This is a genomic window from Marinobacter sp. G11 (assembly GCF_021282325.1).
Classification (GTDB): domain Bacteria; phylum Pseudomonadota; class Gammaproteobacteria; order Pseudomonadales; family Oleiphilaceae; genus Marinobacter; species Marinobacter vinifirmus.
Genome location: NZ_JAJSPB010000037.1, coordinates 18,648 through 33,083, shown reverse-complemented (window position 1 = coordinate 33,083; position 14,436 = coordinate 18,648). Strand labels below are relative to the sequence as shown.

General features: G+C 54.8%; 11 protein-coding genes and 1 pseudogene. 9 read left to right on the top strand and 3 right to left on the bottom strand.

Annotation, left to right across the window (positions count from 1 at the left end; all coding sequences use genetic code 11):
* Window positions 1-161: 161 nt before the first annotated feature.
* Window positions 162-1,784, top strand: a pseudogene (locus LWH94_RS17135) (penicillin acylase family protein); the annotation flags it as partial.
* Window positions 1,785-1,928: 144 nt separating this feature from the next.
* Here the strand turns inward: LWH94_RS17135 and LWH94_RS17130 are convergent.
* Complete coding sequence (locus tag LWH94_RS17130) at window positions 1,929-4,847, bottom strand: hypothetical protein (RefSeq protein ID WP_232903022.1); 2,919 nt, start codon at window positions 4,845-4,847, stop codon at window positions 1,929-1,931.
* A 486-nt stretch (window positions 4,848-5,333) separates the two neighbouring features.
* Between LWH94_RS17130 and LWH94_RS17125 the strand changes: the two genes are divergently transcribed.
* The 3 genes from LWH94_RS17125 (at window position 5,334) to LWH94_RS17115 (ending at window position 8,748) form a co-directional block, all read left to right on the top strand.
* Window positions 5,334-6,848, top strand: coding sequence for a fumarate hydratase (locus LWH94_RS17125; protein WP_058341195.1), 1,515 nt, complete (start codon window positions 5,334-5,336; stop codon window positions 6,846-6,848).
* Window positions 6,849-7,060: 212 nt separating this feature from the next.
* Window positions 7,061-7,819 (top strand): type IV toxin-antitoxin system AbiEi family antitoxin domain-containing protein, encoded by a 759-nt coding sequence (locus tag LWH94_RS17120; RefSeq protein WP_269802653.1) that lies wholly within the window; start codon window positions 7,061-7,063, stop codon window positions 7,817-7,819.
* A gap of 8 nt (window positions 7,820-7,827) precedes the next feature.
* Window positions 7,828-8,748 carry a nucleotidyl transferase AbiEii/AbiGii toxin family protein gene (locus tag LWH94_RS17115; protein ID WP_232903020.1) on the top strand — a complete coding sequence of 307 codons (921 nt, stop codon included), beginning with the start codon at window positions 7,828-7,830 and terminating at the stop codon, window positions 8,746-8,748.
* Between the two features lie 7 nt (window positions 8,749-8,755).
* Here the strand turns inward: LWH94_RS17115 and LWH94_RS17110 are convergent, their stop codons facing one another.
* Both LWH94_RS17110 and LWH94_RS17105 read right to left on the bottom strand, forming a co-directional pair.
* Window positions 8,756-9,079, bottom strand: coding sequence for an MGMT family protein (locus LWH94_RS17110; RefSeq protein ID WP_232903019.1), 324 nt, complete (start codon window positions 9,077-9,079; stop codon window positions 8,756-8,758).
* Between the two features lie 23 nt (window positions 9,080-9,102).
* A complete protein-coding gene (locus LWH94_RS17105) occupies window positions 9,103-9,864 on the bottom strand; it encodes an SDR family oxidoreductase (RefSeq protein WP_232903018.1) in 762 nt (253 codons plus the stop codon).
* Window positions 9,865-9,934: 70 nt separating this feature from the next.
* Here LWH94_RS17105 and LWH94_RS17100 point away from each other — a divergent pair, with 70 nt between their 5' ends.
* The 5 genes from LWH94_RS17100 to LWH94_RS17080 all read left to right on the top strand — a co-directional run bounded on the left by LWH94_RS17100 (window position 9,935) and on the right by LWH94_RS17080 (window position 14,435).
* Window positions 9,935-10,405, top strand: a complete 471-nt coding sequence (locus LWH94_RS17100; RefSeq protein ID WP_058341242.1) for an FxsA family protein — start codon at window positions 9,935-9,937, stop codon at window positions 10,403-10,405.
* A 198-nt stretch (window positions 10,406-10,603) separates the two neighbouring features.
* A complete protein-coding gene (groES, locus tag LWH94_RS17095; RefSeq protein ID WP_022989343.1) occupies window positions 10,604-10,891 on the top strand; it encodes a co-chaperone GroES in 288 nt (95 codons plus the stop codon).
* 76 nt (window positions 10,892-10,967) lie between these two features.
* A complete protein-coding gene (gene groL, locus LWH94_RS17090) occupies window positions 10,968-12,620 on the top strand; it encodes a chaperonin GroEL (RefSeq protein WP_058341198.1) in 1,653 nt (550 codons plus the stop codon).
* 167 nt (window positions 12,621-12,787) lie between these two features.
* The gene (gene gspN, locus LWH94_RS17085) at window positions 12,788-13,579 is read left to right on the top strand and encodes a type II secretion system protein N (protein WP_232903017.1); all 792 of its coding nucleotides are present in this window, start codon (window positions 12,788-12,790) and stop codon (window positions 13,577-13,579) included.
* Window position 13,580: 1 nt separating this feature from the next.
* Window positions 13,581-14,435, top strand: a complete 855-nt coding sequence (locus LWH94_RS17080) for a type II secretion system protein N (protein WP_232903016.1) — start codon at window positions 13,581-13,583, stop codon at window positions 14,433-14,435.
* Window position 14,436: the final 1 nt, after the last annotated feature.

Below are 14,436 nucleotides of genomic sequence, written 5' to 3'. Positions count from 1 at the left end.
GAGTTGATCGTTTACCGTAAGATTAAAGGGTGCTGGTTTCCGGGCCAAAACAGAGTCTCCGAGCTCGTAAATAATAGCTCGAATTGTAGCACATTTTCGCTTAGGGATTAACCAGACGGAACACTAGTCGTCGTTTTACGCTGTAAGAACTCAAGCTTAAAGAAGGCGATAACTTTACCTATATCAAAGATGGGCAGGAGCGACCGATAACATCTGAAACCTATCGGATTGAGGTGAATAATGGTTCGCCGAATCCGACATTACTTGAGAAGACTTTCTATTTCTCTGAGTATGGCCCGATGCTTGCCGCAAACGTAGTTACAGGGGGTGGGTTGCAGGAGTGGGGAGTGGATGGCACTGCGTATACGTACCGAGATGCAAACGCATCAACTCAGCGCTTGTTAGATACATGGCTGAAAATGAGTCGTGCAACGACCCTTGAGGAGTTTTAGGCAGTATTCAGAAATTGTGGGACTACTTTCTGGACAAATACCACTTATGCGGACGATCAAGGGAACGCTTTCTACATTGATAGCAGTTCTGTGCCGCACCTTTCTGATGCATCGCTGGCAGTAATTGATTTCAAGCGAAAGGTCAGCCCGTCATACGATCTGCTGTTCACGTCTGGGCTTACTTTGCTTGACGGAAGTAAGTCCAGAGATGACTGGCTGGAAGGAGAGTGCGACGGGTTAGTTCCTTATGAAAAGCGCCCTCAGTTATTACGGAATGATTGGGTTCAGAACTCGAATGACAGCTACTGGGCGACTAATCCTGAAGTCTTCCTGACCGGGTTTTCTCCCCTTTTCGGATCTGAGGAGACTCCGCTTAATCCAAGAACTCGCATCGGAATAAAAATGCTGCAAAACCCTTTGAATCCGGGATATGCCGCGACTGCGCCAGCAGGACAGGACGGAAAGTTTGGAGCAATTGATCTGATTAGCGTTATTTACAACAACCGGACCTGGTATGCGGAGGAGTTTTTACCTGAGTTGCGCGAACGTTGTGAAATCATTGGCAACAATCAGGTGAGCCTCGCGTCGGGTGGCTTAAGATCGGTCAGCTCGGCGTGTGATGTGCTGCAATCATGGAACGGTGTTTATGATGTGGAGAGCGTTGGCGCGCATGTGTTCAGGGTATTCATCGCAAATTACAGGAATAGTTTCGGCTCAGACCTAACGACCCCCTTCAATCCTCAAGATCCGGTGATGACTCCGGCATCACCTTCGGTAGTGGGTAAAGGAACTTCCAGTGATGCGATGTTGATGTCCCTCGCTGAAGGACTGGAAGCACTAGACTCTGTCGGTATTGAGTACGACGCAGCTTTGGGTGATGTGCAGTACTATCAGGCCAGCGGTGGTGTGCCCCCGGGAGGGGTTGCGGTTGACCAGTTGCATTCGTTCCCCTGGCACGGAGGAGATGGTTCAGTTGATGGCGCCTTTAACGCAATTGGTGTGGTTACCTCTCCTGTTGCCGAAGATACAGTATTCCCGCGGGTAGCTGCGAACGTTCTTTCGAATACTGCCGGTTTGTCAGATCAACCAGGGGAAGGGTGGCGTATGGCCAGGGGGACCAGTTGGCACTTTGGTCTGGAATTTGCCGATGATGGCCCTCAGGCCTATGGATTGCTGAGTTACTCGCAGTCGAGCAATGAGATGTCGCCGTACTTTAACGATCAGGCGCAGAGGTATTCTGAGAAAAACTACCGAAAGCTGTTTTTCACCGAAGGTGAGATTGAGGCCAATCTGATACCAAACGGGACAGTGACAATCACGAACCGTGACTGAAGTTAAAGGCATCGATAGGGTGTACTCGGGTCGAGGTCGCCGGCCCGGGCGTTCAATCAATAATTTACGTGGATAAAAAAGAAGAGGGGGTATTAGCCCCCTCCTCTTTTTTCACTATATTACAATCAAAAGATAAGTTTTAGATTAGTCTTGCTGGATGATTTGTGTGATGTCCGGATCATTGCCTGATACATTCGGAATCACCTGACCGCCTTTAGTGGCAATCATTGATGCAGTCTGTCCGATCATCTCACTGAATACCCGCACATCGTCCGCACCACCTTGTGGTAGAACAGGCGTGCCGTGAGTGCCTGCAGTATAGCGTGTGATTGCGGATAGAGCTGTTGGTGCTGAAGTTACTGTATTCGCACCCAAAAGCTTTGCTAACGGCTCGGATCCTGACAGGTAAGCATCAAACGCATTGCCTAGTGGAGCGGTCAATGGGTCATTTGGGATTACGGTGTCGCCATTGACTTGTGACAGCAGTACTGGAGTTACAGTTGCATTCAGGCTTGCAGTGAAATTGATCGGATCAACCGAGTCAATCGCCGCCTGGAATACGTTAAAGAATGTTTCCAGGTTTGCGTCACCCTGCTCCAGCCCCGCTACTTTTTGAAGCCCGCCTAGTATCTGTGGTGCGAATGTCGGGGAGTTTTCCAGCATCCGAACAACACCTGCGCCAGGTGTTAACAGCTGCGCAGCGATGATGTCGTCTGTTGGTGTGGAGCTGGCGTTAGCAACCGCTACAAATGGTGCTCCAACGATAGTGCCGAGGGAGTGCCCAGCGAAATAAACATTGCCTGCATCCAGATCGGCACCAGTCGTACCATCGAAATCAAGACTCGCAAGCGATGCTCTAACATTAAGCAAGTCAACAACCGCTTGACGATTTTTGTCGCGGGAATTGGTGAAGTTTGTGAGGTTAATGAACAGGCTTCCAGACGAGCCTGATGTAGCTGTCATCGCAGTCGGCTGGTTAGCCGCACTTGCCGTGAAGTTGAAATGCCGCTCATGCTCTGTTTTGGGAATGCCTGGAACGGTCGAGCCAGCATTGGCAACTGTGTTCTCGAAGGAGCGTAACGAACGAATAACGGCGTTGAGTTGAGCGGCCTGAACCGGATCAGCAACCCCGAGGACTGTTGCGGAGCTTGCGCCACCGGCGATGGCATCAACTGCACCTGGTGCTATTTGAACTGCAGCCTCGTCAGTCTGGCCAAGGCTGATGAGAGTCTGGGTCAGAAAGCCGGTAGCAAGTTGTCCACCAATGACGGCTTGAATGTTAGCTTCGTTCGGGGTCAGTGCTTCGGGTAGTCCAGCTGCCTGACCAGCTGTAAGCAACTGGTTGGCCAATCCGGTCTGTTCTTCCGAAGTGAATGGTGTGACACCGTGAGCCGGTTGATCTATTACGACGACCGCAACGTTAGAGTTCTTCGCCATGGCACTGCCAAATGTCAATGCAGCGCTTCGGTCCGTGGTAATGCCATGCATATACATGACGGTCTCCAGAGGCGCGCTACCGTCATAACTTGCCGGGTAAAGAACCATTATCGGTACCTTGACATCATCGGTTTTGGCCGGGAACGGGAACCGGTAGTTAACCACCTTGCTGACTTCTGGGTCTGACTGTGCCAGTTGAACGCCCAATTGATCGCCCGCGGCGGCTGCCAATGCAGCGTTCGCTTCCCAGCTCTTGGTATTGATTACAGAGCCCTCAGCATCTGATGACCCTGTTGGGATGCCGAGGTAGTAAGGTAAGTCGATGGTGCCCTGAACAATATTGACATCTCCGAAGTCCACGAACTGATCTGCTATAGCGGAGACTTGGGTTACGTCTTGCGGGGCGCCAAAGTTTGCTGTTGAACTCCGGTCACTTGGGGTTGGCAGCAGGTTTGCGGCTGTAAACGCACCGACTAGGGCAGTTGCCTGGCCATCGGCTGTTGGCTCTGCAGCGGCAACAGCGTTGTTGCCAATGGTGTAAAGCGCAAAGAAGTCGGATATGGGATTTTCTGCATCAGTTCGGGCAGTTGTTACAGCGTTAAACCGGACTGAGCCAAGAATAGTTTCCTTGAAGAATGCCTTTGGATCAGCAATGTACTGAAGCACCCTTTGATCATTTGATGTCGTAAAGCTGTAGGACAGAGCAATGCTTTCCTCGGTCAGCGCCGCCTCAGCAGGTCTGGCCTGGTTGGGTACACCAAAGAAACTGGCTGCGACTTTCTCCCAGAAACCATCGACGATGCGGCGAACCGGTGCTAAGGCAGCTGGGTTGCCCAGAACTCGATCGGGGTCGGCTACATCGCGGTAAATTGGAGCTTGAACGATGGGGTCTCCATTTATGTCCAGAACCTCATTGGTGACGACCACGAGATATCGCTTGAAAGGATTTAGTGGTTTCGTTGGATTGATCCGGATAATCGAGTCGCCATCTAAAAGATGTTTTGTTTCTGCAATATACTCAGGAGCTTGAGTGAGGCTGTAAAGGTAGCCCGCGGCCTGGGCCTGATTGCGACCATTAAGATCCTGCGGGGCCACACCTGCGGCTACCTGGGCAGTAATCGCAAGTGGAATAGTTGGGGATTCACCTGCTCCGAGCCCTCTAACGGGGTCTCCACCTGCGTATTCAAGTTCAATCAAAAATACGTTCTGGTTCGGATTAGGAATAACCGTTGTTGGATCAGACGGATCAGCCAAAACGAATGCTCGGGAGTCTACCGAGTTCGGATCAATTTTCCCGTTAAACTGAACAACTGGCGGAGCAATCGTTGAAGCCCCACTTAGCTGGTTCAGCGCAGAGGTAACTGGTGGAGAGGAATCCGCAACACTGAAGGAGCCGTCTGCTTCGTTAATTGCAGTCGTACTATCGTCAGATTTGAATATAAGGTCATTTGGGAGCGGCAGGGCTCCGGTCACAGGGTTAAAAAGAGGCCAGGTTTTGCCATCCAGTTCGGGATTACTGATCTGATAATCCGGATTCGCATTTTTCCCACTGGAAGCGCTGTCAAAACAGCCAGTCAACCCAAGGGAAGAAGCCACGGCAAGACTTATTAGAGTTTTCTTGAACATGGTTGGAACCTTTTCCTGTTGTTGTTTCGTTATATCCGGCTTAGACGGAACCGGTCGGCCCCTGAATTCCGCTCTTTTGCCTGTTCTGCTTGTCTGTTTGGTTGTCTGAAATTGTAGCCAGCACGTTTAGCCAATTTCTGTAGCTTTGACTATAGCGACAGAGTGGCAAGTGTTGATCAGCCAAAAGTGTGATTCTGCTTCTGGAATCCCTCCTCGCACGGTTGGAGTGGCCTTCCTGAAAAATAGTGGGCTGTGAGGGGTTTGTCGAGTGGCCGGGTGCACAGAAACGCCGCTTTTAACAATTTGTTGCGAATATGAACGGAACGGGCCATAGATTTTGCCGTTTCAGGTAATAGCGCCGTTCGCCTTCCGTCGCATCACGCGCCAGCGGGAATTTCTGGTAAACTCTCGCTTCCTTATTTAAAGGCAGGGGCTGCCTTGGCAGTTCCGCACCATTCCCATAATCAGAAAGCTGATGAGGCGACTATGACCACCGTAATCCGCCAGGACGACCTGATCGAAAGCGTAGCCGATGCGCTGCAGTTTATTTCCTACTACCACCCGAAGGATTTCATTCAGGCCGTATACGAGGCCTATCAGCGGGAAGAGTCCCAGGCGGCCAAGGATGCCATGGCCCAGATTCTGATCAACTCCCGCATGTGCGCCCAGGGCCACCGCCCGATCTGCCAGGACACCGGTATTGTCACCGTGTTCGTGAACATCGGTATGGATGTGAAGTTCGAGTGCGACATGGCGCTGGACGATGTGATCAACGAAGGCGTTCGCCGCGCTTACACCCATCCGGACAACGTACTGCGGGCCTCTGTGCTGGCAGACCCGGACGGCAAGCGCCAGAACACCAAGGACAACACTCCTGCCATCATCCACTACAAGATGGTGCCGGGTAACACCGTGGAAATCCACGTGGCAGCCAAGGGCGGCGGCTCTGAAGCCAAGTCCAAATTCGCCATGCTGAACCCGTCTGACTCTGTGGTGGAGTGGGTTCTGAAAATGATTCCGCAGATGGGTGCCGGCTGGTGCCCGCCTGGCATGCTGGGTATTGGTATTGGTGGTACCGCCGAGAAGGCGATGGAACTGGCCAAGGAAGCCCTGCTGGACCCGATCGATATTCACGACCTTCAGGCCCGTGGCGCCTCCAGCCGTGCTGAAGAGCTACGACTTGAGCTGTTCGAGAAGGTAAACGATCTGGGCATCGGCGCCCAGGGTCTGGGTGGCCTGACCACCGTTCTGGATGTGAAGGTAAAAGACTACCCGACCCACGCCGCCAACAAGCCGGTGGCTATCATCCCGAACTGTGCCGCTACCCGCCACGCGCACTTTGTGCTGGATGGCACTGGTCCGTCCCTGCAGACGCCGCCGAGCCTGGACGACTGGCCGGAAATCACCTGGGAAGTGGGCGAGAATGTTCGCCGCGTGAACCTGGACACCGTGACACCGGAAGACGTGAAAGACTGGCAGCCGGGTGAGACTGTTCTGCTGTCCGGCAAGATGCTGACCGGCCGTGATGCTGCCCACAAGAAGATGGTGGATATGATCGAGCGCGGCGAAGAGCTGCCGGTGGATCTGAAAGGTCGCTTCATCTATTACGTGGGCCCGGTTGATCCGGTTCGCGAAGAAGTGGTTGGCCCGGCTGGCCCCACCACCGCTACCCGTATGGACAAGTTCACCGACACCATGCTGGAGAAAACCGGCCTGACCGGCATGATCGGTAAAGCCGAGCGTGGCCAGGTTGCCATCGACGCGATCAAAAAGCACGGCGCGGTGTACCTGATGGCCGTAGGCGGAGCTGCTTACCTGGTGTCCAAGGCCATCAAGGGTGCCAAGGTTGTGGCTTTCGAAGAGCTGGGTATGGAAGCCATTTACGAGTTTGAAGTGGAAGACATGCCGGTCACCGTAGCGGTAGATTCCCGCGGCAGCTCCGTCCACCAGACCGGCCCGGTTGAGTGGCACGACAAGATCATTGCTGCCAAGGCGGTTTGATCTGAGTCTGCAGTAATATCAGTGCGGCCCTGGGCTTTCGGCTCAGGGCTGCCACTGAAATCAATTTCAAGGTTTTCCCTGCACTTTTCTTCTCTCCCGTCCCTAAAATTCTCCGATTAGAATTGGCTCTATAAATATATTCAAAGAAGATTATTTTGGCACGATCTAAGCATTTTCTTTGCGGCGATTAGATGGTGTGCTAATTTTAGAGTATGAGTGGATTTTCACGACACCAGGTACTCAAACGTTTGCAGGCTGAACTGCCCCGAGGCGGGCCTTTCGATTTGTCTGTCTTGGCCCAGTTTGGAGTTTCACCGCAGCTGGCGGCTCAGTATGTAGAGGCCGGCTGGCTCGCTCGGCTGGGGCATGGGGTCTATGCTTTCCCGAATGACAATTTTGATATCTTCGGCGGCTTGAAGTTGTTGCAGAACCGAGTTGCAGGGTTGCACATCGGCGGAAAGAGCGCTTTGGCGCTGCAGGGGGTTCGGCATAATCTGGGCAGTACGGAGAGCTGTGTGCTGTGGGGAGATAAGCGTTATACCTTGCCAGACTGGTTTACCTCCCGTTTCCCTTCACGATACTGCCATGCGCGATTATTTGAGTGGTCGGATAACGAGCTGGCAACAAAGACTCTCACCACGCCGCCGGGATTGCCCGAGCATGTGGTTGTCGCGTGTCCGGAGCGAGCGGTTCTTGAGCTTCTTTATGAAGTCGGTGTGAAACAGAGTCTCGAGGAAGCCCGTAATCTCTTCGATGGTCTGCGCTCACCCAGAAAGCAGGTTCTCGGTAATCTGCTTTCCTGTTGCACGAGCGTTAAAGCGGTGCGCCTGTATCTTACCTGGGCAAGAGAAACTGAATTAGTGGATGTTGATGCTTTGTTGGAGGACTTTCCGGTTCGTACCGGCAGTTCCTCCCGCTGGATGACCAGGCTGGATGATGGCACATTGCTCAGCCTCAACCCCCAAGGATAGGGATTAGTATGTACAAAACATACGCTGACACGGTGCACCTGTTATTAACCGTGGCGCCGGAGGTGTTTGCCAACGATATATTCGCGATGAAAGGTGGCACTGCCATCAATCTGTTTCTTCGGGATATGCCCCGGTTATCGGTTGATATTGATGTTGTTTATCTTCCACGGGAGAAATCCCGGGATGAGGCTTTGCGAGACGTCAACCAGCAGCTGGCGGCCATCAGTGAACGCATTTTTAAGCTCGGGCTGCATGCGCGACTGATTCCTGCCCGAAATCTTGGCGATACCAAGCTGATCGTCGAAAGCGAAGCCAGTCAGGTCAAAATCGAAGTCAACGTCGTCTTTCGCGGTAGCGTGTTGCCTCCAGAGCGGCGCCGGTTGAGTGCGCGCACGAGCGATCGGTTTAGCGTTGAGTTCGATCTTCCAATACTGGCGCCTGATGAGCTTTACGGGGGCAAGCTGGTCGCTGCGCTTGATCGACAGCACCCTCGGGATTTGTTTGACGTTTGGCAGCTGTATGAATCCGGCGGCATCACCGAGGGGATGATTGAGTGCTTTGTCGTCTATCTTGCGGGGCATAACCGCCCATCCCACGAAGTTATTTTCTGTAATGAGAAGAATATCGCCAATGAATTCGAGAGAGCATTTGTTGGTATGAGCGAAGTCGAATGCTCGCTAGAAACCCTGACTGAGACCCGGGCTCGGTTGCAGCGAGAGCTGGTTGTGAGGTTAACGGACTCACAAAGGAAGTTTCTGATTGGCTTGGCTCGTGCTGAGCCAGATTGGTCGCTCTTGATGTGTCGTCACGCACAAGAATTGCCAGCACTGCGTTGGAAACTCAGCAACCTTGAGATGTTTCGAAAGAAGCGTCCTGAAGATTTTGAGGCTCAGGCCAGGGCGCTTGAATCGGGCTTGGGGCAGGCCTGAGTGGTTCCTAAGGCTGCCACTGAAAGTCCTTCATCTTTACCTTTCCTTTATACACCTCCACCCCCTCCAGTCTCAGCTTCTCGGTTTGAAGCCGGCAGGTTTCTGTGCCTTGTGGAAAAGCGATCTGGCCGTTGCTGCGGATAACCCGGTGCCAGGGGATGCTGTGGCCGGCGGGCAGTTTGCCCAGCGCCCGGCCAACGAAGCGCGCCTGGCGGCCAAGGCCGGCCATGGCGGCGACCTGGCCGTAGCTGGCCACCTTTCCTTGCGGAATGGCGGCCACGACTTGCCAGATTTTCTGCTCTTTAGTCGGTTCCTTTTCGGACTCGTTCATTCAGAGCTCCGGGTTTGGCCGGGTTACAGGCGCAGGGCGCCGTCCACCTCGATCATGCGGCCGGAGACGTAGTCGTTCTCCAGGATGAATGCCACCGCGGAGGCGATTTCCTCCGGCTTGCCCATGCGCTTGAGCGGGATGCCGGCGGTCATTTTCTCCAGGGCTTCCGGCTTCATGGAAGCGGTCATCTCGGTTTCGATGAAGCCCGGGGCGATGCCCATGCACCGGATGCCGTAGCGGGCGAGCTCCTTGGCCCAGACCGGAACCAGGGCAGACACGCCGGCCTTGGCGGCAGAATAGTTGCTCTGGCCCATGTTGCCGGCGCGGGAGATGGAGGCGATGTTGATGATGGCGCCCTGGTCACCGTTTTCGATCATGCGGGTGGCGGCTTCACGGCCACACAGGAACACGCCAGTGAGGTTGACGTCGATGACGGATTGCCACTGTGCCAGTTCCATGCGCTTTTCCAGCTTGCCGTCTTTGAACTTCACCAGCAGGCCGTCGCGCAGAATGCCGGCGTTGTTTACCAGGCCATTCAGGTGGCCGAAGTCGTTGATGATGGCCTGGAAGGTAGCCTCTACATCCTCTTCTTTAGCCACGTTGCAGACGTAAGTTTTGGCATCGCCACCGGCTTTTTTGCAGGCTTCGGCAGCCTCTGCCAGTTTGTCTTCCATCAGGTCGATGAGGGCGATCCTGGCGCCCTTGGCTGCCAGGTATTCCGCCATGGCGCGGCCGAGGCCCTGGCCACCGCCGGTGATTGCAATTACCGAGTCTTGAAGTTTCATGGTTTGCCCTAATTAAAGTCAGAAGTGGTTCTACGTTCTGTGTGTCTGCGTCGTTTTTATGGGAGGCATTTTGCCCGTTTTCTTTTTTCTTTTCATCGTTATGCCTATCGCCGAGCTGGCGGTGCTGATTCAGGTCGGCAGCTTGATTGGCGTGCTGAACACCGTCGGGCTGGTTTTTCTTACTGCGGTAATCGGTGCCTGGTTGTTGCGCCAGCAAGGGCTGGCCACGTTATTGCGGGCGAATGAACGGCTCAACAGTGGCGAACTGCCGGCGAAGGAAGTGGCCGAAGGGCTGATTCTTGCGGTGGGTGGTGCCATGTTGCTGACTCCGGGCTTCATTACCGACACCTTTGGTTTTCTGTGTTTGTTGCCGGGTACGCGGCACTGGCTGGCGGCGCAGGCGCTGAAGCGGATGACCGTGGCCGGGCAGGTTCACAGCCGGAGTTTTTTCTATCAATCCCGGGACGCCAATGGCGACATTATCGAGGGCGAGTACCAGGATCAGACCCGGACAGACCGCGATCGCCTCGAAAAAAAGTGAAAAATTTTTCGTTCATGGGTGTTGAAAACGTTTCCGGCAACCCCATTAACTCACCACAGATTCGTCTCAGGCTGAAAACTACTGTCTATCAGTGGCTTGGATGCCGGGGCAATTTGTCCGGTCCGGGGTTCCGGCCAGACATTTTTTAACATGCAATTGTCATTGCCACATTAATCTGACTACTGGAGAAACAGAGCAATGAAAATTCGTCCGCTCCACGATCGTGTTGTCGTACGCCGTAAGGAAGAAGAAGAGAAAACTGCGGGTGGCATCGTGCTGCCGGGTAACGCCAAAGAGAAGCCTTCCCAGGGCGAGGTTGTTGCAGTAGGCAACGGCCGTGTTCTGGATAACGGCGAAACCCGTGCACTGGCGGTCAAGGTGGGTGACACCGTGGTCTTCGGCCAGTATGCCGGTAACACCGTTAAGGTTGATGGTGAAGAGCTGCTCATTATGAGCGAAAGCGAAATCTACGGCGTGCTTGAGTGATCGCAACCGCGATAAGCACGAACGCTCATTAACCCGATCTGATTCAACTTCGGTTTAACGAACAGGAATAGAAGACATGGCAGCAAAAGACGTTAAGTTCGGTGATAGCGCCCGCAAACGCATGGTTGCAGGTGTAAATGTTCTGGCAGACGCCGTAAAGGTAACGCTGGGCCCGAAAGGCCGTAACGTGGTTCTGGAGAAGTCGTTCGGTTCTCCGACTGTAACCAAAGACGGTGTTTCCGTAGCCAAGGAAATCGAACTGAAAGACAAGTTCGAAAACATGGGCGCCCAGATGGTCAAGGAAGTTGCTTCCCAGGCCAACGAAACCGCCGGTGACGGCACTACCACCGCAACCGTTCTGGCCCAGGCCATTGTGAGTGAGGGTATCAAGGCGGTAACCGCCGGCATGAACCCGATGGACCTGAAGCGCGGCATCGACAAAGCCACCGCTGAAGCCGTAAAGGCCATCCGTGAAATGGCAACTCCTTGCGACGACAGCCGCAACATCGCCCAGGTTGGTACTATCTCTGCCAACGGCGACGAGACAATCGGCCGCATCATTGCCGACGCCATGGAGCGTGTAGGTAAAGAAGGCGTTATTACTGTTGAAGAAGGCCGTGGCCTGGAAGACGAGCTGGACGTAGTCGAAGGTATGCAGTTCGACCGTGGTTACCTGAGCCCGTACTTCATCAACAACCAGGACAACATGTCTGCTGAACTGGATGACCCGTACATCCTGCTGGTAGACAAGAAGATCTCCAACATCCGCGAACTGCTGCCGGTGCTGGAAGCTGTCGCCAAGGCAGGCAAGCCGCTGCAGATCATCGCCGAAGACATCGAAGGCGAAGCGCTGGCAACCCTGGTTGTGAACAACATGCGTGGCATCGTTAAAGTCAACGCCGTCAAGGCGCCGGGCTTTGGTGACCGTCGTAAGGAAATGCTGCAGGACATCGCCATCCTGACCGGTGGTACTGTGATTTCCGAAGAAGTAGGCCTGACTCTGGAGAACACCACTCTGGATGACCTGGGTACTGCCAAGCGTGTCAACGTAACCAAGGAAAACACCACCATTATCGGCGGTGCTGGTGCCCAGGGTGACATCGAAGCCCGCGTTGAGCAGATCCGCAAGCAGATCGAAGACAGCACTTCTGACTACGACAAAGAGAAGCTGCAAGAGCGCGTAGCCAAGCTGGCTGGCGGTGTTGCCGTCATCAAGATCGGTGCCGGTTCTGAAGTGGAAATGAAGGAGAAGAAGGCTCGCGTTGAAGACGCGCTGCACTCTACCCGCGCTGCCGTTGAAGAAGGCATCGTAGCCGGTGGTGGTGTAACCCTGATCCGCGCTATCGCTGCGCTGGACAAGGTTGATGCCATCAACGAAGAGCAGAAGGCCGGTGTTAACATCCTGCGTCGTGCCATGGAAGCTCCGCTGCGTCAGATCGTATTCAACGCCGGTGGTGAATCTTCCGTTGTAGTGGCCAAGGTAAAAGAAGGCCAGGGCGCATACGGTTATAACGCTGCCACTGAAGAATACGGCGACATGCTGGAGATGGGTATCCTGGATCCTGCCAAGGTAACCCGCTCTGCACTGCAGGCTGCGGCTTCTGTCGCGTCTCTGATCATCACCACCGAGGCGATGGTTGCAGACGAGCCGGAAGACGAGAAAGCCGGCGGCGGCATGCCGGACATGGGTGGTATGGGCGGAATGGGAGGCATGGGCGGCATGATGTAATGCCGGCCAGATCCCGACCAGGTCTCAGTTTTTGAGGCTTGGCCCGATCTACCCCTGAGAAACCCCTCGCTGGTTCACACTGGCGCGGGGTTTTTCGTTTTTTTGTCATGAACTTGCAGGGTGGCTTTGATAGACTCGGCTACCGGTTTTTAAATGTGCAGGATGCAATGAGCGAATCCCCGAAAAAATCCTTCCTTGGCCCCGGCAAGTTTATTCTTCTGCTGCTGCTCGGCCTTGTGGTTTATGGGGTAACGCTGGTGTTCTGGGTGCCTGCCGGATGGCTTTGGCACAAGGCTTCCGGGCATATCCAGTTACCACCCCAGGTTCAGGTGCAGCAGGTTTCCGGGCAACTCTGGAATGGCACCGCCGGGTTGAACCTCGGAGGCTTCCCGGCAAGGGTGCACTGGCAGTTAAGTTGGCCTTCGGTCACGGAACTGGCATTGCCTGTCGAATTTTCAGTGTCTTCGTCACAATCCCGCATTGAAGGTCTTGCCAGCTTGGGCTGGCCCGCTAATTTTGAAGTAAGCGGCAAGGGTGCCGTTACCGTGGCCGAATTCAGGGAACTGATTCGCCAGAGCGGTGGTGCGATGATAGAAGGGCAGGTATCGGTTGACCGTTTTCAGGTGGCCTGGGCCGATAACCGTTTGCAGCAGGCGGAAGGTTCAGGGCGCTGGCCCGGAGGGCTGGTCACCTGGCCCATGGGTAACGACACCGGCCAGGCACGGTTCCCGCCCATGCAGGCCAACCTGGATACCGTGGCAGACGGAGTCGCCCTGACCATCGCCGAGCAGGGTGCCAGCGGCCCGGCAGCCGATGCCAGCATAGGCCGCGATGGCATGATGGGGATTCGCGTGTACAAACGCATGGTGGACCTGGCAGGACAACCCTGGTCGGATTCCGCAAGCCCGGATGATGTAGTCTTCCGGGTCAGGCAGCCGCTGCTGCCCGGAGGGTTCTGAGGTGGCAGGTTTGTCGGTACAGGTTCAGGAGCGCATGGCGCGGCTGGTCGCCAATCTGTTGCTGGTGGTGTTGGTCGTGGTTCTTGGTGTTGAGCTGGCGAAGATCACCTGGTTGTTCGCCTGGAACGACCGGCCGGTTCCGGAGATATACGGCCAGGCCGGTGGTCCGGCGTCAGGGTCGGCGGGTGGTGAGCTGGCTTCGGTGGCCGGGTACGAGTTTTTCGGGCGGCCGGAAGGGCAGGCTGGCGTGGCGGATGTTGTACGCCGCTCGGCACCCGAAACCGGCCTTCGATTGAAACTTGAAGGTGTGCTGATTGGTCCGGTGCCGGAAGAGTCCGGAGCCATTGTCGCCGGTAGTAACGGCGAAACCGAGTATTATCGGGTCGGGGATACGCTGCCAGGCAACGCGGAGTTAGCGGAAGTAGAGCCTCAAAGGATTTTGTTGCGCCGGGGGGGCCGATATGAATCCCTGGCGTTCGAGGAAGACATCGGAGTGGAGGCAATGGTTGCGGAAGAGCCGCAACAGGCGGCACAATCGCCAGACTCCTATCTTGCCGATGCTCGGGCCAGGCTGGATTCCGAAGGCACAGCAGCGCTGGCAGCCTACGGTTTGAGCCCGGCAGACGAGTCCGGGCAGTCGGGTTATGTGTATGATGGTTCCAACCCGATGCTGAATGCGGTCAATCTGCGCCCGGGAGATGTCATTACAGCCATTAACGGCCAGCGCCTGGGTGATGTAGAACAGGACAAGGCGTTGCTGGATGACTGGCGGAACCAGAGCCAGCTGGATATAGAAATAGAGCGTGACGGATCCATACTCACCGTCAGTTATGCCATACCCGAACAGTGGCGCTGAA

Coding starts and splice junctions, on each gene's coding strand:
- LWH94_RS17125 (WP_058341195.1), top strand. CDS start 5,334: ATGACCACCGTAATCCGCCAGGACGACCTGATCGAAAGCGTAGCCGAT.
- gspN (WP_232903017.1), top strand. CDS start 12,788: ATGAGCGAATCCCCGAAAAAATCCTTCCTTGGCCCCGGCAAGTTTATT.
- LWH94_RS17120 (WP_269802653.1), top strand. CDS start 7,061: ATGAGTGGATTTTCACGACACCAGGTACTCAAACGTTTGCAGGCTGAA.
- LWH94_RS17130 (WP_232903022.1), bottom strand. CDS start 4,847: ATGTTCAAGAAAACTCTAATAAGTCTTGCCGTGGCTTCTTCCCTTGGG.
- LWH94_RS17115 (WP_232903020.1), top strand. CDS start 7,828: ATGTACAAAACATACGCTGACACGGTGCACCTGTTATTAACCGTGGCG.
- LWH94_RS17105 (WP_232903018.1), bottom strand. CDS start 9,864: ATGAAACTTCAAGACTCGGTAATTGCAATCACCGGCGGTGGCCAGGGC.
- groL (WP_058341198.1), top strand. CDS start 10,968: ATGGCAGCAAAAGACGTTAAGTTCGGTGATAGCGCCCGCAAACGCATG.
- groES (WP_022989343.1), top strand. CDS start 10,604: ATGAAAATTCGTCCGCTCCACGATCGTGTTGTCGTACGCCGTAAGGAA.
- LWH94_RS17110 (WP_232903019.1), bottom strand. CDS start 9,079: ATGAACGAGTCCGAAAAGGAACCGACTAAAGAGCAGAAAATCTGGCAA.